Origin of the sequence: Actinoplanes sp. NPDC023801 (genome assembly GCF_040639655.1) — a bacterium.
Taxonomy (GTDB): domain Bacteria; phylum Actinomycetota; class Actinomycetes; order Mycobacteriales; family Micromonosporaceae; genus Actinoplanes.
The window spans coordinates 149,643-168,692 of sequence record NZ_JBFAAI010000014.1; the positions used below are offsets into that span (position 1 = coordinate 149,643).

Sequence of the window (19,050 nt, forward strand, 5' to 3'; positions counted from 1 at the left end):
GCGTCAGAAGACCGGGACGCCCTCCCGGACGAGCTGCCAGTTCCTCGTGGAGAAGTCGGCCGGATCGATCCGGCCCTTGGCCTGCGCCCAGTCGATGAGCAGCTGGCGGATCTCCTGCTGCTCGTTGTAGACCTGCGTCTTCACGATGCCCGGGAAGCTGCCGCCGCCGGAGCGCCGGTAGTTGTTGACGGCGACCACGAACCGCGCGTCGGCCGCGACGTCCGCACCACCGGCCTGCAGGCGGGTGATCCGGCTGCCGACCGGCTTGCTGATGTCGATGTCGTAGTCGACGCCCGAGAAGACGTCGTAGTTGTAGTCCGGCACGGCGGGGTCGCTGATCGTGGCGGGGTCGACCGGGGCGCCGGCGGCGTGCGTCACGAAGAACTTCGCCGAGTACTCGAGGTACGCCTTCACCTCGGCGCCGGTCAGCACGACCGCCTCCAGGGTGTTGTCGTAGATGTAGAGGCCCGCGACATCCTTGATCTTCACGTCGCCCCGCGGGAACACCGCGGTACGGCTGAACGGCGCCGCGATCGACAGCACCGGCAGCGAGGCGTACTCCGAGCCGGCCAGCGCAGCCGTGACCGTGTCGGTCTGGACCTTGTTGATGAAGTCCAGGATCGGGGTGTCCTCGTACCGGCTGGTCGCGGCGGAGAGCTCCACCGTCGAGGCGGCCACGACCTGGTTGACGTACGCCACGGTCTTGTCGTGCTGCTTCTTCACCACGGCCAGGACCTTGGGGTCGGCCTCGACGGTGTTGGTGTTCAGCGCGGCGGCGGCCTTCGACGTGATCCTCCACCGGCCCTTGACGCGAGTGAGGTCGAAGTCCATCTTCGTGAGCCGCTGACCCCACTTCGACGGCTCGGAGAGCAGCACCTGCTCACCGGTCTTCAGGTTGGTGACGAACCGCTGCGGTACCTCGCGGTGCGCGTGCCCGAAGAGGATCGCGTCGATGCCGGGCACCTGTTCGGCGATCAGCGCCGTCGGGTTCTCGTTCGGCAGCTCGGGACCGTAGCTGGAGGTCCCGCTGTCGCCGCCGTGCGCCGAGATCACCACCACGTCGGCACCGCGGGCCCGCATGATCGGCACCCACTTGGCCGCCGCGGCGATCATGTCGGTGAACTCGATCTTTCCTTCGACGTTCGCGCGGTCCCAGATCGCCGACCCCGGGTTGGTGAGACCGAGAATGCCGACCCGCAGGGCCGGTGCGTGCCGGCCGACCGACACCTTCTTGATGACGTACGGGGTGAACGCCGGCCGCCCGGTCCGGACGCTGATCGCGTTCGCCGCGAGCGCCGGGAACCCGAGCTGCCGGATCCAGAGATTGAGCAGCGGAAGGCCGTAGTTGAACTCGTGGTTTCCCAGCGTCACGGCGTCGTAGTGCAGCACGTTCATGGCCCGCGCCATCGGGTGCTTCTCACCGGTGGAGGTGATCGGCTCCTGCTTGGCGTAGTAGGTGGCCAGCGGGGTGCCCTGGATCGTGTCGCCGGCGTCCAGCACGAGCACCGGGCCGGTCGCCTCGGCACGCAGCTTGTTCACCAGCGCGGCCAGCTTGGCCACGCCGACGTCGTTGTGCGCGCTGTCGTCGTACTCGGCGTCGCGGTAGTAGTCCCAGTTGTAGACGTTGCCGTGGGTGTCGGAGGTACCCAGCACGGTCAGGCGGTACGTGGTCGTGCCACCGCCGGCCTGCGCCGCCTCGGAGACCATCAACGGCGCGGCGATGCCGGCCGCGGACGCGGCCAGGACGTTGCGCCGCGACATGCCGGTGGGACGGTTCATAGCGGACCTCTCAGCATCGGATCAGGTGGCGCCTCGTGGGCGCTGAGAAGAGCACCCTAACGGTCGATAAGCGAATCGGTCGATGAAAGGCATATCGCGTGCCGGTCAAATCTGGTCCAGGGCCTCGATACCCAGGAGGAACATTCCGGTGTGGAGGGTCCGTGCGGTGAGGTCGGCCAGCCCGAGCCGGCTCGCCCGCACCTCGCCGCCGGCCCGCAGCACCGGGCACCGTTCCCAGAAGACCGAGAACGCCGCGGCCAGTCCGTGCAGGTGGACCGCGAGCCGGTGCGGCTCGGCGGAGGCTGCGGCGGCCCGTACGGCCGGCTCGAACCCGAGCAACGCCAGCGCGAGCGCCCGCTCGGCCGGTTCGGTCACGGTCACCGGGCCCGGGCCGCTGCCGGCCTTCCGGAACAGTGACCGGATCCGCGCGTAGGCGTACTGCAGGTAGGGCCCGGTGTTGCCGGTACTGGCCAGCATCCGGTCCCAGTCGAAGACGTAGTCGCCCATCCGGTCGCCGGAGAGGTCGGCGTACTTGATCGCGCCGATCCCGATCGCCGGCTCGCTCGCCCGGGCGGTCGCCTCGTCGAGCAGTTCGGCCAGTTTGACCGTGTCCCCGGCCCGGGACTTCAGCATCTTGCCGTCGGCGCCCAGGATCGACCCGAATCCGATGTGCTCGGCCACCACGTCCGCGGGCAGCCAGCCGGCCTCCCGGGCGACCGCGAAGACCATCTGGAAGTGGATCCGCTGCGGACTGCCGACCACGTAGAGCATCCGGTCGGCGCCGAGCTTGCCGACCCGGTGCCGGACCGCGGCCAGGTCGGTCGCGGCGTACCCGAAACCGCCGTCCGCCTTCCGCACGATCAGCGGCAGCGGGGCACCGTCCCGCCCGGTGAACCCGGCCGGGAACGCGCAGAGGGCACCGTCGCTCTCGGTCAGCAGGCCCTTCTCGGCCAGACCGGCCACCACCGCGTCGAGATCGTCCTGGTACCGGCTCTCCCCCGCGAAGTCGTCCGGGCCGAGCGTGATGCCGAGCCGGGCGTAGACGTCCAGGAAGTACCGCTCGGACTGGGCGACCAGCTGCCGCCACAGGTCCCGGGAGAGCGGGTCGCCGGACTGCAGCGCGACGACCCGCAGCCGGGCCCTGGTCCGGAAGTCGTCGTCGGTGTCGAACTTGACCCGGGCCGCCTGATAGAACGCGGTCAGGTCGCCGATCGAGTGGCCGCCCGCGCCGCCGAGGTCGATGAGGTGCTCGACGAGCATCCCGAACGGGGTTCCCCAGTCGCCGAGGTGGTTCACCCGGATCACGTCGTGGCCGAGCCACTCGTACGTCCGGGCCAGCGCGTCGCCGATGATCGTCGACCGCAGGTGGCCGACGTGCATCTCCTTGGCCACGTTGGGGCCGGAGTAGTCGACGACGATCCGTTCCGGCGCGGTGACCGGCGCGACACCCAGCCGCTCGTCGGCGGCCGCGGCCCGGAGCGCACCGTCGATCAGGCCGCCGGTGAGGACGAGGTTGAGGAACCCCGGGCCGGAGACGGTGATCTCGGCGATCCCGTCCAGGTCGGCGGCGGCGGCCACCTCGGCGGCGATCTCCCGGGCCGGCCGGCCGAGTTCCCGGGCCAGCGCGAGCGGCGCTCCGGACTGGAAGTCGGCGTGCGGCGAGGCCCGGACCGCCGGATCGACGGGATGACCGGCGACCGCTTGCAGTGCGGGCGCGAGCCGGTCATGCAGAAGGGATTCGAGATTCATGGTCCACTCCGTCGGTGTGCTCAGGACGGGTCGGACCGGTGCCTTCTCCGGCTCCGGCGGGTGTCGACCCGCCGGATGGAAAGCATGGCTTCAGCGGCGGCCGTGAGGACGCCGGCGTCGCTCGACGAAGAGCGGGACGCTGAAGCAGGACATGCGGCGACTATAGCCCGCCTGGCAATATCGGGGCCATGACCGGGTGGGACGAGGACGGCGACGGGGTGCTCCGGCTGCCGTCCGGGCGGTTGGTTCGTGGACGTGGCCTGCGGGCGCCCATGCCGACCGGGCATCCGCCCACGTTCGGGGTCTATCTGCTCGGCTCGGCGCCGCCGGAGTTCGGATGGACCAGCCGCTGGATCCGGTGGCCGGACTTCTGGCTTCCGCACGACCGGTCGTACGCCACGGAGGTTCTGAAGGAGACGTGGACCCGGGCCGCGGGTGAGCGGGTCGAGGTCGCCGATCACGGAGGCCTTGGCCGCACGGGGACCGCACTCGCCTGTCTCGCCGTCCTCGACGGTGTGCCGCCGGGCGAGGCGGTCGCGTTCGTTCGCCGGCATTACCGTCGCCATGCGGTCGAGACACCCTGGCAGCGGCGGTTCGTGGAGCGGTTCAAGGGGTAGGCGGGCCACCCGGCGGCGGTCCGGGGGTGATCTGCTCGAGATAGGCGCTCAGCCGTTTCGACTCCCGGTGGCTCTGCCAGGCAAGCCAGAGGGTGAGGCCGCCCAGGCCGGTGCCGGTCGCGCCGGCCAGCTGGTCGGCCAGGGTGGGGCCGAGAAAACTGACCGCGAACAGCGGCACCGCGATCACGCCGAGGGCCACCAGGACGCCGGCCCGCAGGCGTTTGCCGGCCAGTTCCCGCTCCACCTCCGGCCGGCTCGGCTCCGGCCGCGGCTTCGGCTTCCGGTCGGCGTGGACGTTGGCCAGGATCCGGTCGGCCACCAGCTGGGCCAGGAGGATCACGGCCGTGACGAAGAGCGGGATGTGCCAGCCCTGCAGTCCGGACAGGCTCACTTCAGCGCCTCCTGGATGTCCTGGACGAACCGCTGGGTGAGCTGTTCGCCGCGGTGCAGATAGGCGTAGGTGTGTTCCTTGAACAGCCGCGCGAAGTCGGCGTAGCCCGCCTTCATCGGCCGGGGCCGGGCGTCCTCGATAGCGTCGCGGACCATGGCCAGGTGCGGCGCGGTCTCCTTCAGCTGCGCGTCGATGTAGGCGTCCAGTCCGGTCGGCGCGAACCCGAAGGTCGCCAGCAGCTTCTGTGCCGGCGTGTCGGTGAGGAAATGGATGACCTCCTCGGCCGCCTCCCGGTGCGGGCTGTCGCTGGCGACCGCCAGGTTCTGGCCGCCGAGGATCCCGATCGGGAGGCGGCTGAGCCGGATCTCCGCGGTGTCCGGCCGGGCCCGTTCCTCCCGGTCGACGCCCGGGTACCAGACCGGCCAGTTGCGCATGTAGCTGAGGTGTTCCTGCTGGAACGCCCGGATCGTGTCCTCCTCGCTGACCCGGGCCTTGATCCGGCCGGACCGCATGGCGTCGGCCAGCGGTGTCAGCGCGCCCTGCCACTGGGTCAGGCTGGTGGACAGCACGCCCTCGGGATCGAGGATCAGCGGGTCCTGCGCGAGGGCGTGCTCCAGCACGTTGATCACGAACGCCTCGTCGGTCTGGGCGCCGATCGTGTCGAGCTGCCCGATGAAACCGTCCAGGGCCAGCACGTCGCGCAGCTCCGGTTCCTTGTCGGGCGCCCGTTTGTCGGTGATCCGCCGGTAGAGCATCCCGACGTCGGAGTTGAACGGCAGGGCCCAGAGCCGGCCCGACCCGTCGTTCATCTCGCACGCCTTGCGCACCGGGTCCAGCAGCGAGATGTCGTTGCGCTGGGTGATCGGCGAGATCCGGCCGGCGTCGGCGAACCGCTAGATGTGGATGACGTCGAGGTTGTAGATGTCCGCGCGGTTCTCGGTGAACTTGGCGAACTGGTCCTGCGTGGTGCTGTTGATCTCCCGGGGCACGATCGTGATGTCCGGGTGCAGCTCGTTCCAGAGGGTGATCAACAGGTTCCGGCCGCCGCCGGTCGGTTCGGCACCGGTCGCGAGGGTCAGGGTGACCGGATCCCGGCGGGTCAGGACATATCCGGCGGCGGAGGAGAGCAGGCCGGTACTCAGGACCCCGACCATGAACGACCGTCGTGAGTAGACCTCCGCCATGTGATCCACGTTACTCGATGGCGGACCCGGCGGCGGGGTCACACCGGGTCCGCGGTCGCGTGGTCAGGCGTTCGCCGGGGGACGCCAGACGGTGAAGTCCCGGATGTGGAAATGGCTGGCCACGGTACGGAACGCGAACCAGCCGCTGTCGTACGGCGACGCGTCGTCGTAGTCGAAGACCAGCCGGTCGTCGCTGTAGTATCGGATCACCGAGCCGTTCACCACGATGCGTACCCGGATCGGGACGTTCGCCTCGATCAGCGGTGCCGTGTAGTCGTGGATCAGTGGCCGGTTGCCCGGCTCACCCACGTACCTGCGGAACCTCGTGGTGGTGTTGAGGTTCGCGCCCTGGCCGACGTAGTAGGTCTTCAGGTGGTCGTACTGGGCGAACGACCCGTTCCGTGCGGTGGCGAAGATGTCCCCGGGCGAGCGCACGTCGCGGGCGTTCCAGAACGTGTTCAGGTCCGTGACGTGATCGTTCGGTCCGCCGTTGCCGACCGGGGTGGCGGCGAACTCGATCTCGTACGGGCCCTCGATCTCCTGCTTGAGCCAGACGGTCGCGCCGTTGGGCACGTCGATGTCGAGCACTCCACCGGAAGCGGCGACGGTGCCGCCGCTCTGCAGCTCGGCGGACCACTTGCCGGAGTCGCTCACGAAGTTGTCGTACGCGATGACGGACCAGGCACTCTTCTTGACGGTCGTGATCCGCGGCTTGGCCGGCGGACGGCTGCCGTACCCGAGGAAGAAGTCGGTGAGCGTCGACTGCAGGTAACCCCGGACGGTCCAGCCCAGCCGGTAGGCCGGGTTGTGTGCCAGGGTGTACAGCTTCACGTGGGTCTCGATGTTCGTGGTGAACAGCTTCAGCGCGGTGTGGTCGGCGGTCTCGGCGAAGTACTCCTCACGCCAGTCGCCGAGGATGTCGCCGTAGAACGGGACCGCGTTGCGCCACGACGAGACGACACCGGACGGCTCGAACAGCTTCGCGGTGGTCTGCTTCTTGTGGTTCCACTTCTCGACGTACGTGTTGTCGAGCAACTCGGAGCCCTTGTCGCCGTCCCACCAGATGCGGAAGTTGACGCTCGGCGTGGTCCGGCTGATCCGCGTGCCACCGACGTTCCAGACGCCGGCGCCGGGCAGATCCGTGTTCGCGGTGGCGGCCCAGAACTCGTACCCGTCGTGGGTGGGATCGATGTCGGCGGTGGTGCCGCGCGGGATGTCCCAGAGCTTGGCGTCCTGCGGGACGTCCGGGTGCGAGCCGGTGATCAGCCGCTCGCCGGTGGCCGCGTCGTAGTAGTACCAGGGGAAGTTCGTGAAGACCCCGCCCTCGGTCTGCTGGATGGCGTAACCCTCCAGGCCGGGCCGGGACGGGTCCAGATCTCCGATGTGGAACCGGCCGCCGTGCACCGAGCCCTCGACGACGTAACGGAACGTGCCGTCACTGTTGACGACGTAGTTGCCGTCCGCGATGTCGTCCCTGCCGTCCTGGTCCACGTCGACGATCCGCAGCTGATGGAAGCTGGTGCCCCGGTCCTTCACGAAGGTCCAGCGCCGGGTCAGGTCGCGGCCGTCGAAGTCCCAGGCCGCGAACAGGACCCGGAAGTCGCCGCGCCTGGCACCGATCCGGACCACCTGCTTGGTGATCAGGCTGGGATGCTCGCCGTCCAGGTAGGCGATGCCGTACTGCCCACCGGACGGGCCGTCGGCCGCGAAGTCGCCGGCGACCGGCACACGCGAGCGCTCGACACCGGTCCGGCCGTCGATCACCGAGACGAACTGGTCGAGGGCACCCTGCGTCTCGACCACCGCGCCGTCACTGAAGGTGGTACCGGCGGCGGTCTTCACGAAGACCTCGGCGCGGCCGTCACTGTCCAGGTCGTACACCGTGACGTTGTCGTCGTTACGGTATCCGGCCACCTCGCCGTAGCCGCTGATCGCGGCGAGCGGCGGGTCGTTGGCGGCGTTTCCACCGGCCCGGGTGTACGAGTTGACGCCCAGGTCCACCCGCCACAGGTTCGCACCGGCGAGGGTGTACGCCTCGAGGTAGTTGGGCTTGTCCAGCGCGTACGGCAACCGGGACACCACGATCTCGTAGCGGCCGTCGCCGTCCAGGTCGCCCGGCCAGGCGTGGTGCACGTAGTAGCCGTCGGCCGGGAGCAGCGGGATGTCGCCGGGGGTGAACGCCGGACCGCTCGGCGCCTGCTCCCGGTTCTTGACGATCGCGCGCACGGTGTAGACGCCGGTCCCGGGGGTGGTGTCGGTGAAGTTCGTCGAATCGCCGACCGGCTTCCGGTTGAGTTTCGCTTTGCCGCGCTGCAAAAGTGAGACGGTGACCACGCTTCCATCAAGGGTGATCGGCACGTAGCCGCAGCCAGGCCTCGGTCATGTCAGAACTGTGCCATACCTCTCGCGACCTTACCGGTGGTGGCAGAACTTTGACATCGCTGCTCCATGAGGCCACGCCTCTCTCCAGGACATTCATCTCGGGCCGATCCGGCGGCTACAGAGTTGGAACAGTCAAGAAATGTCAAAGCAATGACTCAGGCCCACTCTGCTCTCACCTGCAGCAGCCGGCTGCACGTCGACGGCGGCACGGAGCGGGGAGCTCCGGACGCCGGCGACTCGACCTGGACATGTACATCCGCCGTGCCGCGCCCCCGGCGTCACGCCCCCTCCACCAGGAACGGAGTTCTCATATATGTCCACCACCAGCAAGCGGCTGCGCACGCTCATGGCTACCGGCGCCATCGGAACGACCCTGGCCCTCGTGCTCGCCGGCTGTGGCGCCCGAGCCGGCGAAGAGACGGCCGGCAGCGGGACCTCCGCGGCACCCAGCTGCGTCGACGCCTCCGGCGGCACCATCAAGCTCGGCTTCCTCAACTCCCTCACCGGCGGCATGGCGATCTCTGAGAAGACCGTCTCCAACGTGCTGCACATGGCCGCCGACGAGATCAACGCCGGCGGCGGCATCCTCGGGAAGAAGATCGAGTACATCCAGGAGGACGGCGCCACCGACTGGCCCACCTTCGCGGAGAAGACCGAGAAGCTGCTCACCCAGGACTGCGTCGCCGCGATCTTCGGCGGCTGGACCTCGTCCTCCCGCAAGGCCGTCAAGCCGGTCGTCGAGAAGCACAACGGCCTCTTCTTCTACCCGGTGCAGTACGAGGGCCTCGAGTCGTCGCCGAACATCTACTACACCGGCGCGACCACCAACCAGCAGATCATCCCGGCGATGGACTTCCTCGCCTCCAAGGGGGTGAAGAGGCTGTTCCTGGCCGGCAGCGACTACGTCTTCCCGCGCACCGCGAACGCGATCATCAAGCTGTACGCGGCCAAGCTCGGCATCGAGATCGTCGGTGAGGAGTACGTGCCCCTCGACAAGGACGACTGGACCAGCCAGGTGGCGAAGATCGTGGCGGCCAAGCCCGACTTCATCTTCAACACCATCAACGGCTCGTCGAACGTCGGCTTCATCAAGGCGTACTACGACGCCGGCCTCACCGCCGCGACGACGCCGATCATCTCGGTGTCGATCGCCGAGGAGGAGGCGCCGGCGATGGGCCACGAGGTCACCGGCCACTACGCGTCCTGGAACTACTTCCAGTCGCTCAAGACACCCACCAACCCGAAGTTCATCGAGAGCTGGAAGGCGTACCCCAACAGCAGTGGTGTCACCTCCGACCCGATGGAGGCCGCCTACATCTCGCTGTACCTGTACAAGGCCCTCGTCGAGGCAGCCGGCTCGTTCGACGTCGACGCGGTGAACGCCGCAGCGAAGAAGAACACCATCACGTTCGACGCACCGGAGGGCAAGGTCACGCTCGACGGCGACAACCACCACATCTCCAAGCCGGGCCACATCGGCCAGATCAACTCGAACAACCAGTTCGACATCGCCTGGGCCTCAGGCAAGTTCATCGAGCCCGACCCGTACCTCGAGGGCTACGACTGGTTCCCCGCAGACATCCGCAAGCAGCTCGTGGACGCGGCGGGCTGATCGCCCGGCGGGGTCGGGTGCCGCAGGCGGCACGCGACCCCGCGCACCCGGACCGGAACATCAACCCGATACAGAGAGCGAGTGCACGTGGACGCATTGATCGCACCGCTGCTGAACGGCAGCGCACAGGGTGCGCTGCTCCTGCTCGCCGCGCTGGGCCTCTCGCTCACCTTCGGTCAGATGGGCGTGATCAACATGGCCCACGGCGAGTTCCTCATGATCGGCGCCTTCGCCGCCTACCTCGTTCAGCAGGTCATCGAGGCCAGCAACCTGTCGATCCCGGTCGCGCTGCCGGTCGCGTTCGTCGTCGCGGGCCTGTTCGGCCTCCTGCTGGAGGTCACCATCATCCAATGGATGTACCGCAGGCCCCTCGACACCCTGCTCGTCACGGTCGGTGTCAGCCTGATCCTGCAGCAGGCGGCGCTGCAGATCTTCCCGTCCCAGGGCGTCCCGGTGGAGAAGCCCGGCTGGCTCGACGGGCAGCTGAGCATCCTCGGTTACGAGTGGCCGCTCCGGCAGCTGTTCACCATCCTGCTCGCGACCGTCTGCGTCGCCGCGCTGGCAGCCTGGCTCAAGTACACCTCGTTCGGCCGCCGCATCCGGGCGACCGTGCACAACCGGGACCTCGCCGAGACCTCCGGGATCTCCACGCGCACCGTCGACCGCCTCACCTTCTTCACCGGGTCGGGTCTGGCCGGGGTCGCCGGCGTGGCCGCGTCGCTCATCGGCGGCACGAACTCCCAGATGGGCGCGCAGTACATCATCCCGGCCTTCCTCGTCGTCGCCGCCGGTGGCATCGGCCAGCTCAAGGGCACCATCATCGCCGCATGGGCGGTGGGCGTCGCCCTCTCGTACTTCGCCTACTGGACGACCGGCAGCCTGGCGCAGGTGCTCGCCTTCATCCTCGTGATCGTCTTCCTCCAGCTGCGCCCGCAGGGCCTGTTCACGGTGCGAACCAGGAGTCTGGCATGACCAAGCTGAAGCATTGGATCTCCCTCAGCGGCATCGGGATGTTCGCCGTCCTGCTCCTCGCGGTCGCTCCCCTCGTACTCACCGATCACTGGCTCAACAACGTCGGCAAGTACTGCTGCTGGGCCATCGCCGCCGTCGGTATCGGCCTGGCGTGGGGCCGGGGCGGGATGCTCGTGATGGGGCAGGGGGTGTTCTTCGCCCTCGGCGCCTACTCGATGGCCATGCACCTCACGCTGGAGAGCGCCGGTGACCGGATCCCGGGGTTCATGGTGCTCTACGACCCGCTCGCGCCGCTTCCGGTGTTCTGGGAGCCGTTCCGCAGCGCGGGGTTCACCCTGCTGGCGATCGTGCTGCTCCCGGTGCTGGTGGCCGGCGTCCTCGGCTACGCGCTGTTCAAGCGCCGCGTGAAGGGCGCGTATTTCGCGATCCTGACGCAGGCGCTCGCCGTCGCGCTGGCCACTCTGATCAGCTCCACGATCCGGGAGACCGGGGGCGACACCGGGCTCAGCGACTTCAAGTACTTCTTCGGCTTCGTGCTGAACGACCCGGCGAACAAGCTCATGGTGTACCTCATCGCCGCCGCGCTTCTCATCGTCTGCCTGCTCGCGGTGTGGCAGCTCTACCGCAGCCGGTTCGGTGAGCTCCTCGTCGCCACCCGGGACGCCGAGGAACGCGTGCGCTTCCTCGGCTACGACCCGGCCAACGTCAAGCTCGTGGCCTTCGTCGTCTCCGCGCTGATGGCAAGCATCGGCGGAGCGATGTTCGTGCCCATCGTCGGCATCATCACTCCGGCCGAGATCGGCGCCGCCGCCTCGATCCTGATGATCGCGGGCGTCGCCTTCGGCGGCCGCGCATCGCTCTTCGGCCCCGCGCTCGGCGCGATGGCGGTCGGATGGGGGCAGTCGAGCCTCGGATCGACCTGGCCCGACGGCTGGACCTACATCCTCGGTCTGCTGTTCATCGTCGTGATCCTCTTCCTGCCGAACGGGCTGTCGTCGCTGACGACCAGGTTCAAGGTGCGGGCGCGCCGGAGTCCCGACGTACAGCCCGCCCCGGCGATCGCCGCCGCAGAGCTCGAGAAGGTGCGCTCATGACCGACGCTTCACTCGTTGTCACGGATCTGCACGTCGAGTTCTCGGGCTTCGTCGCGGTCGGCGGCGTCTCCTTCGACGCGCGTCCGGGCGAGGTCCGGTTCCTGATCGGCCCGAACGGCGCCGGCAAGACGACCTGCATCGACGCCATCACGGGGCTGACCAGGGCCACCGGGTCGGCGAGGCTCGGCGAGAAAGAGCTGCTCGGCAAGCAGGTACACAAGATCGTCCGACTCGGGATCGGCCGCACGTTCCAGACCGCGAGCGTCTTCGATGAGCTCACCGTGCTGCAGAACCTCGACATCGCCGCCGGACGTCACCGACCCTCGGTCTCGCTGCTGCGGGCCCGGCGTGGCGTCGACGTGTCGATCGAGCAGGCGCTGGAGGAGACCGGGCTCGCCGGCGAACTTGCCACGCCGGCCGGCATCCTGTCGCACGGCCAGAAGCAGTGGCTGGAGATCGCGATGCTGCTCGTGCAGGACGCGAAGGTGCTGCTGCTCGACGAGCCCGTCGCCGGCATGAGCCAGGACGAGCGCACCGCGACCGGCGAGCTTCTGCAGCGCATCGCGGCGAAGCGGATCGTGCTGGTGGTGGAACACGACATGGATTTCATGCGCCGCTTCGCCACCCGCGTGACAGTGCTGCACCAGGGCAGGGTGCTCTCGCAGGGCACGGTGGCCGAGGTTCAGGCCGATCCCAAGGTGCAGGAGGTCTATCTCGGCACCGCCGGCGCCGCGACCACGGCTGCCATGTCGGTCGTGCCCGAACCGGTTGCCGGGACGCAGAAGTGGACGGAGGACTGACATGCTCGAGCTCACCGACATCGAGGCCGGTTACGGGCGTACGCGGGTGCTGCACGGCGTGACGGTGCCGTCCGGCAAGGTCGTGGCCGTGCTCGGTCACAACGGCGCCGGTAAGACGACGCTGCTGCGTCTCGCGATCGGCCTCGTCAAGCCGTCGCGGGGCCGCGTGTTGTTCGACGGCGAGGACGTCACGTCGCTCGCCCCCAACCAGCGCGTTGCCCGCGGCATGGCGTACGTGCCGCAGGGTCAGCAGTCGTTCGGCCAGCTCACCACGCTGGAGAATCTGCAACTCGTCGCCGACGGGCGCCGGGGCGGCAAGGCCCTCATCGACGCGCAGATGGCTCGCTTCCCCGCACTGGAGCAGTTTGCCGCCCGGAAGGCGGGCCTGCTCTCCGGCGGGCAGCGCCAGCAGCTCGCGATCGCCCGCGCCCTCATCACCGAGCCGAAGCTGCTCATCCTCGACGAGCCGACCGAGGGCATCCAGCCCACGATCGTCGCCGAGATCGAGCAGACCATCATGCAGCTGGCCGGAGAGGGCATCAACGTGCTGCTCGTGGAGCAGCACATCGGCTTCGCCCTCGAGGCCGCCGACCGCTACGTCGTGCTCGCCTCGGGCCTGGTCACCCACACCGGGGAGGGCGGCAAGACTGCCACCTCCACCGTGCGAGCCGCCATGGCGATCTGAGCGACCATGACCCACGCCCGCAATGCCGTCGTAACAACGGACAGCGAGGATCCCCCCACGCAAGGTGCCTTAGGGGATGCCACTGTGTCGACGGACAACGCGCGCGCGGCCGCAGAGGACAGTCTCGAGGACTACGCCTTCCGCTATGTGCCGCGCACCTTCCGGCGCTGGAGCGCGGCCTCCGTCGGCGCGACCGCTCTCGGGTCCATCGCGTTCCTCGCCGACTTCTCGATCGGCGCGAGCATCGGCATCGACCACGGCACCACCAACGCCGTGCTCGGCATCGTGTTCGCGTCGGTCGTCATCGTCATCGTGGGCGTGCCCGTCGCCTACTACGCCGCCCGCTACAACCTCGACCTCGACCTCATCGCCCGTGGCGCGGGGTTCGGCTACTACGGCTCCATCATCACGACCGTGATCTTCGCGGGCTTCACCTGCATCTTCTTCGCCCTGGAGGGCGCCATCATGGCGCAGGGGCTGCAGGTGGCGACGGGGATGCCGCTGTGGCTCGGCTATCTCGTCTCGACCGTCGTCGTGATCCCGATCGTCATCTACGGCATGCGTGCGCTGGAGCGCCTGCAGTTCTGGACCACGCCGCTGTGGCTCGCCCTCGCCCTGTTGCCGCTGCTGTGGATCCTCCTCTCCGACCCCGAGGTGGTGCGCGCCTTCACGTCGTTCACCGGCGACTCCGACGGCTCGATCAGCCTCGGCGCCGTGGTCTCGAGTGCGGCCGTGTGCTTCGCCCTCACCCCTCAACTGGCGGAGCAGATCGACTACATCCGCGCCATGCCGCCGCGTACGCCGTCGAACGCCCGCTCGTGGTGGACGTCGTTCGCGTTCGCCGGCCCGGGCTGGGTCGTCTTCAGCGGGACCAAGCAGGTGATCGGGGTGTTTCTCGCCGTCTATCTGCTCGTGAGGGTCGAACCGGCTCTCGGGCACCAGGCGGCCGAACCGGTCAAGCAGTTCGTGGAGATGTACCGGACCCTGGTCCCCGACTGGCTCGCGATCGTTCTCGCCCTCGTGCTCATCGTGGTGGCGCAGGTGAAGATCAATGTGACGAACGCGTACTCGGGCTCGCTCGCGTGGTCGAACGTCTTCACCCGGATGGCGAAGCACTACCCGGGCCGTACGATCTTCGTGCTGTTCAACCTCGTGATCGCGTACGTGCTCATGATGATGGACATCTTCACCCTCATCTCCTTCGTGCTGAGCCTGTACGCGAACGTCGTCATGGCGTGGCTCGTGACGATCGCCACCGACATCGCCGTCAACAAGTGGGTGCTGCGCATCTCGCCGCGCTTCCCCGAGTTCCGCCGCGGCATGCTGCACGACTGGAACCCGGTCGGGCTCGTGTCAGTGGGGCTCGCCTCGGTGCTGTCGCTGCTCGCGTTCGCCGGGCTGCTCGGCGCCGCGGTCAAGCCGTTCTCCGTGCTCATCGCGATCGGCGTCGCGATCGTGGCCACGCCGGCCATGGCCCTTGCCACGCGAGGGCGTTACTACCTGCGCCGCCGCTCCGACGGCATCGACTCCCCCCGGTTCGACGAGCACGGCAACCCCTCGGGCGAGCGGCTCCGCTGTCATGTCACCGGATACATGTTCGAGCGGCCGGATATGCTGGCCTCGGCCGAGAGAGGACCGCACGGCGAAGTGCAGTACGTCTCGTCGCTGGCGCTCACGCTCGACGATTCTGATCACTACGTGCTCCCGCCGGAAGTCACCGGGCCCCCGCACTGGGCGGCCGCCCGAAAGAGGGAGACGTGATGGAGGAGCCGGTCGACACGGCGACCGCTATTCTCGCGAGCGCCGCGGTGCTGCTGCGCGAGCGCACGTTCGACGACATCTCCTACCGTGCCCTCGCCGACGAGGTCGGCATCTCGGAGCGCACGATCTACCGCCAGTACCCCACGCGCGCGCACCTGCTCGCCGCCCTCTCGAACTGGCTCGAGCAGACCTGCTTCCCGCTGCCGCCGTTCGTGACCGTGTCCGATTTCTGTGCCGCCGTGCACGAGCGCTTCCACGCCTTCGACGCGTCGCCCGCGTACGCGTACGTCGGCGCGCGGGCGTCCGCGATCTCGCCGACGCTCGACACCGAGCCGGCCTACATCACGCGTGCGATCGAGGCGATGCTCGAGGTGGCGGCGCCGACGCTCAACCGGCGGGATCGGCGGCGGGTCGCGGCATCCTTGCGTTACTTCTCGTCGGCGATGTTCTGGGCTCGGCTGCGCACGGGCTTCGACCTGGATGCCGGCGAGATCTGCGACGCGTTCGACCGCGCTGTGGGGACCGTGCTCGCGAGGTTGCCCGCCGCGACGTGGGCGGAGCCGTGACCGAGCGGGTCCCGGCGCTGAGCGGCACGCAAGCGGCGATCCTCGCCGCCTACGCCGGACTGATCGAGGAGCTGGGCAGCGATGACGTGTCGTACCGGGTCATCGCGCGCCGGGCCGGCATCGCCGAGCGCACGGTGTTCCGCAACTACCCCACGCGCGTCGATCTGCTGCTGGCGACCGCATCCTGGATCGAGGCGACGCTGTTCGCCCGCGAGGAGTCGCGATCGATCTTCGACATCCCCCTCGCGATCCGCGAGGCGATGCAGCGGTACGACGCGCGGCCGGAACTCGCGCACGTCGTCGCCGAGACGGCGATGCGCGGCGTGAGCGGCGCGGCGCCGTCGCCCGGCCGGGCGCAGCTCGAACGGCTGCTGGATGCCGAGGTGCCCTCTCTCGACGCGGCGCAGCGCAGGGCGGTCATCGCGGCGCTGTCGCACCTGGACTCCGTCGGGACCTGGGTGATGTTCCACCGCGAGTTCGGTATGGACCGCCGTGACATCGCCGACGCCGCCGCGTGGGCAGCGGAGGCAGTACTCGACAGCATCCGCGACCGCGTGACCCGCCTGGATCCATGAGCGAAGGAAGGGGGGCGGTGACCGGCCCCCTCCCCGTCACATCTGGCCGGACGGTTCGCCGGGGAGCAGCTTGTCGACCTTGCCATCGATCTCGGTGAGAGCCGCCTCGGCGCGGGCGTGCTCCCCCGGCACGTGGGCCATGATCGAGCCGGCCTCGGCCATGTACGGCGCGCTGCCCGGTTCGAAGTTGATGTTCCACCTGGTCTTCCAGACCCGCTCGGCGGCGGTGGTGGCGGCCTTGTCGATCTGAGCGGCCAGCCACTTCTTGTCGGCTTCGGTGAGTGCCACGGGAATGTCCTCCAGACGCCAGGAAGCGGTCGAGGCTTCGAGCCTTGTCTCGTACGAGGCGGAGAAGTGCGCATGCTGGGTGTGCGGGTTGTCGCCGCTGTAGGCGCGCTGCCGCCAGCCGTTCGACCCCTCCCAGATGCGCCGGTTGTAGATCACATAGCGGAGCCGTTTCTCCGCACCACTGCGGCAGCGGGCCACCACGTGCCGCACCACCATCTCCATCGTGAGGTTCGGTTCACGCAGGTTGATGTCGAGGTCGATGGCGTGGACCTCGTGTTTCGAGTCCGCGTCCCGGATCGGCACCCGGCCGATCTCGTCGTCGTTGTGGTCGGAGACGCGGCTCCGGTGCGCCGTGTCACCGATGGTGCCGTCGCTGGACTTGTCCCTGTTCGGTGCGAGCCGGTTCAGCTCGGTACGCAACTGAGCCAGACACGGCACGAGGATCCAGGTGGCCATCGGGCTCCTCTCAGCGTTCGCTGCCGTTCCTGGAGCAGGTATATCTCCGGGACAGGAATGCTGAAATCACCCGTTACCGCTAAAGGAGGTGCCAAGTTCTCCCGATGTGATGCCGGTCACCAATTGAATCGGCCGGGATAGACCACATCGGCCAGTTCCTTCTGCCCCTCGGCATTCGGATGGAAATAGTCGAACTGGTTCAGCTGGTCGAGATCGAAACGGACCCGGTGGGCGGCCCCGCCGTCCCAGCGGCAGCGGTCGCCGTACTCCCGGCAGGCCTGCCGCAACGCGGTGTTGTAGTCGTCGATCCGGTCCCGGACCTGCTCGCGCCGTTTCCGGTCGGCTGCGGCCGTGGAGGTCGGGGCGGCCAGCATCGACGGGCAGATCCGGCCCTGACTCCAGATCTCGACCGCTTTCGGCTCCTCGCGGCCGACCTGCCAGAGCCGGTAGAGGTCGGGGATGCTGACCATCAGCACCCGCGCCTTCGGCAGGCCCTTCTTCAGCCGGGCGAGACCGTCGTCGATCTGCTCCCGGAAGGCCGCCACCGGCGTCATGTCCTGCACCCGGCCGGCGCAGGCGTCGTTCGCGCCGATCAGGATCGTCACGTACTGCGGTTTCCGGTCGATCGCCCGGCGGGCCTGACCGTCGAGCGCGTCCGCCTCGGCGCCGGGCGAGGCGAGGTTGTCGGCGTTGCCCTTGATCTTGCCGTTCTTCTCCAGGATCCGCTGATAGTGGCTCTGGATCGCGGAGTTGTTCCCGGTGGACCAGGAGTTGCGGGCACACGCCACGTAGGCCAGGCAGGCGCCGAGACCCGCGGTGATCGAGTCGCCGAGCGCGACCATCGAGGTGGGATAGCCGGCCGCCGGTCTGGTCGGCTCCGGTTCACCGGACGGCTTCGGAGTGGCGCGGCCCGCCCCGTCGCACGCGAGGGCGAAGGCTGCGAGTGCTGCCAGAGCGACGACATGCCATCGGTGAATCACGGTCCCCCCATCACGGCTCCACCGGTGCCGCAACAGTACCCGCCGATCCCTAGCTCACTTCGGACATCGGACGCAAATTGGCAGGGTCTGACAGGATCGCCTCGATCTGGCCGGCGAAGGCCTGCGCCCGGGTGGTGATGGTCGCCTGCCGGGCCACCACGGCATCGACGTTCGACTCGTCGATCGCGAGGCCGGGCACGACCAGCCAGCCCTCGGGCAGTGCCTTCCCGGTCTTGGCGTGCCCGGCCTGCAGCCGGCCGGCGACCGCGCCCTTGATGAAGTTCTCCGGCGAGACGAGCAGCAGGTCACCGGCCTTCACAGCGGCCAGCGACCTGGAGTCGATGTCGAAGGCCCCGGCGATCCAGCCGGCCTTGTCCCGGCGGCGGATGCCGGCCAGGTTCCAGCCGTCGGCATCGCCGGTGCCGATGAACGCCAGGGCCGATGAGTTCGCCTTGACCAGGCTGTTCCAGGCCTCGAGGTTCGCCTCCACCTCCTGCTTGGTGTCCACCGGGCCGACCAGTGTGACCTGCGGGAGTTTCTCCTTGATCTCGTCCCGGACACCTTTTGCGCGGCGGTCGAGGACGGCGACGCCGGGCGAGGAGGTGCCCAGGACGATCTTGCCGCTGACCGTGCCGGGCGGAAGCTTCGCGATCACCTGCCGGGCGAGGAGGCGGCCGAGCGCGTAGCTGTCGTTGCCGATGAACAGCCGGACGCCGGCGGACGGCAGGACCGGGCTGTCCACCGCGATGACCGGCACGCCGGCGGCGATCGCCTCGGCCATCGGCTCGACGAACAGGTCCGGGGTGAGGGTGAACACCGAGATGCCGTCCCGGGCGGTCGTGACCATGTCGCGGAACAGGCTGAGCTGCCGCGGCCCGTCGACGATGTTCGGGCCGTCGACCTGGTAGGAGACGTCTCCGACCAGGTCGACGCCGGAGATGAACCCGAGAGACATCTCCTGGGAGAAGTTGAGCTGCTTGTTGGCCACCACGAAGCCGACGGTGTGCGATCCGTCCCGGTCGCCCTCCTGCTCGGTGCACCCGGACGAACCGATCAGTACCAGAACCAGCAGAAGGCCAAAGATCCGATTTTTCATGGTCTTCCTATTTTCGCCCCAGCTCGAAGACAGTATGGGCGATCTCCTTCAACCGGGCGGGCC

At 68.6% G+C, this 19,050-nt stretch carries 18 protein-coding genes; 9 read left to right on the top strand and 9 right to left on the bottom strand.

Annotated elements, in window-relative coordinates; translation table 11 throughout:
• Positions 1-3 precede the first annotated feature (3 nt).
• Complete coding sequence (locus AB0G04_RS24685) at positions 4-1,779, bottom strand: 5'-nucleotidase C-terminal domain-containing protein (RefSeq protein ID WP_360987074.1); 1,776 nt, start codon at positions 1,777-1,779, stop codon at positions 4-6.
• 105 nt (positions 1,780-1,884) lie between these two features.
• On the bottom strand, positions 1,885-3,528 hold the full coding sequence (gene argS, locus AB0G04_RS24690) for an arginine--tRNA ligase (protein ID WP_360987077.1): 1,644 nt from the start codon (positions 3,526-3,528) through the stop codon (positions 1,885-1,887).
• Between the two features lie 188 nt (positions 3,529-3,716).
• On the opposite strand from argS, the gene AB0G04_RS24695 reads away from it, so the two are divergent.
• Positions 3,717-4,145, top strand: a complete 429-nt coding sequence (locus AB0G04_RS24695) for a protein phosphatase (RefSeq protein ID WP_360987080.1) — start codon at positions 3,717-3,719, stop codon at positions 4,143-4,145.
• Here the strand turns inward: AB0G04_RS24695 and AB0G04_RS24700 are convergent.
• The 4 genes from AB0G04_RS24700 to AB0G04_RS24715 all read right to left on the bottom strand — a co-directional run bounded on the left by AB0G04_RS24700 (position 4,135) and on the right by AB0G04_RS24715 (position 8,036).
• The gene (locus tag AB0G04_RS24700) at positions 4,135-4,536 is read right to left on the bottom strand and encodes a hypothetical protein (protein WP_360987083.1); all 402 of its coding nucleotides are present in this window, start codon (positions 4,534-4,536) and stop codon (positions 4,135-4,137) included. The genes AB0G04_RS24695 and AB0G04_RS24700 overlap by 11 nt on opposite strands.
• A complete protein-coding gene (locus tag AB0G04_RS24705) occupies positions 4,533-5,345 on the bottom strand; it encodes an ABC transporter-binding protein (RefSeq protein ID WP_360987086.1) in 813 nt (270 codons plus the stop codon). The genes AB0G04_RS24700 and AB0G04_RS24705 overlap by 4 nt, the downstream gene beginning before the upstream one ends.
• 84 nt (positions 5,346-5,429) lie before the next feature.
• A complete protein-coding gene (locus tag AB0G04_RS24710; RefSeq protein ID WP_360987089.1) occupies positions 5,430-5,720 on the bottom strand; it encodes a hypothetical protein in 291 nt (96 codons plus the stop codon).
• Positions 5,721-5,783: 63 nt separating this feature from the next.
• Positions 5,784-8,036 carry a DUF6250 domain-containing protein gene (locus tag AB0G04_RS24715; RefSeq protein ID WP_360987092.1) on the bottom strand — a complete coding sequence of 751 codons (2,253 nt, stop codon included), beginning with the start codon at positions 8,034-8,036 and terminating at the stop codon, positions 5,784-5,786.
• Positions 8,037-8,415: 379 nt separating this feature from the next.
• Between AB0G04_RS24715 and urtA the strand changes: the two genes are divergently transcribed.
• The 8 genes from urtA (at position 8,416) to AB0G04_RS24755 (ending at position 16,167) form a co-directional block, all read left to right on the top strand.
• A complete protein-coding gene (gene urtA / locus AB0G04_RS24720) occupies positions 8,416-9,714 on the top strand; it encodes an urea ABC transporter substrate-binding protein (protein WP_360987095.1) in 1,299 nt (432 codons plus the stop codon).
• 87 nt (positions 9,715-9,801) lie between these two features.
• The gene (urtB, locus tag AB0G04_RS24725) at positions 9,802-10,686 is read left to right on the top strand and encodes an urea ABC transporter permease subunit UrtB (protein ID WP_360987098.1); all 885 of its coding nucleotides are present in this window, start codon (positions 9,802-9,804) and stop codon (positions 10,684-10,686) included.
• Positions 10,683-11,780 (top strand): urea ABC transporter permease subunit UrtC, encoded by a 1,098-nt coding sequence (gene urtC / locus AB0G04_RS24730; RefSeq protein ID WP_360987100.1) that lies wholly within the window; start codon positions 10,683-10,685, stop codon positions 11,778-11,780. Before urtB ends, urtC begins: the two co-directional genes overlap by 4 nt.
• A complete protein-coding gene (gene urtD, locus AB0G04_RS24735) occupies positions 11,777-12,580 on the top strand; it encodes an urea ABC transporter ATP-binding protein UrtD (protein WP_360987102.1) in 804 nt (267 codons plus the stop codon). The genes urtC and urtD overlap by 4 nt, the downstream gene beginning before the upstream one ends.
• 1 nt (position 12,581) lies before the next feature.
• Positions 12,582-13,265, top strand: coding sequence for an ATP-binding cassette domain-containing protein (locus AB0G04_RS24740; RefSeq protein WP_360987104.1), 684 nt, complete (start codon positions 12,582-12,584; stop codon positions 13,263-13,265).
• Positions 13,266-13,349: 84 nt separating this feature from the next.
• A complete protein-coding gene (locus AB0G04_RS24745; RefSeq protein ID WP_360987106.1) occupies positions 13,350-15,026 on the top strand; it encodes a hypothetical protein in 1,677 nt (558 codons plus the stop codon).
• A complete protein-coding gene (locus tag AB0G04_RS24750) occupies positions 15,026-15,592 on the top strand; it encodes a TetR/AcrR family transcriptional regulator (protein WP_360987108.1) in 567 nt (188 codons plus the stop codon). The genes AB0G04_RS24745 and AB0G04_RS24750 overlap by 1 nt, the downstream gene beginning before the upstream one ends.
• Positions 15,589-16,167: a TetR/AcrR family transcriptional regulator gene (locus AB0G04_RS24755; protein WP_360987110.1), complete on the top strand. Its 579-nt coding sequence runs from the start codon at positions 15,589-15,591 to the stop codon at positions 16,165-16,167. The genes AB0G04_RS24750 and AB0G04_RS24755 overlap by 4 nt, the downstream gene beginning before the upstream one ends.
• Positions 16,168-16,203: 36 nt before the next feature.
• Here AB0G04_RS24755 and AB0G04_RS24760 read toward each other — a convergent pair whose 3' ends face one another.
• From AB0G04_RS24760 to AB0G04_RS24770, 3 genes are all read right to left on the bottom strand, one after another.
• Positions 16,204-16,911, bottom strand: a complete 708-nt coding sequence (locus AB0G04_RS24760) for a hypothetical protein (RefSeq protein WP_360987112.1) — start codon at positions 16,909-16,911, stop codon at positions 16,204-16,206.
• A gap of 116 nt (positions 16,912-17,027) precedes the next feature.
• Positions 17,028-17,891 (bottom strand): GDSL-type esterase/lipase family protein, encoded by an 864-nt coding sequence (locus AB0G04_RS24765; RefSeq protein ID WP_360987114.1) that lies wholly within the window; start codon positions 17,889-17,891, stop codon positions 17,028-17,030.
• A 49-nt stretch (positions 17,892-17,940) separates the two neighbouring features.
• A complete protein-coding gene (locus AB0G04_RS24770; RefSeq protein WP_360987116.1) occupies positions 17,941-18,987 on the bottom strand; it encodes a substrate-binding domain-containing protein in 1,047 nt (348 codons plus the stop codon).
• Positions 18,988-19,050 lie beyond the last annotated feature (63 nt).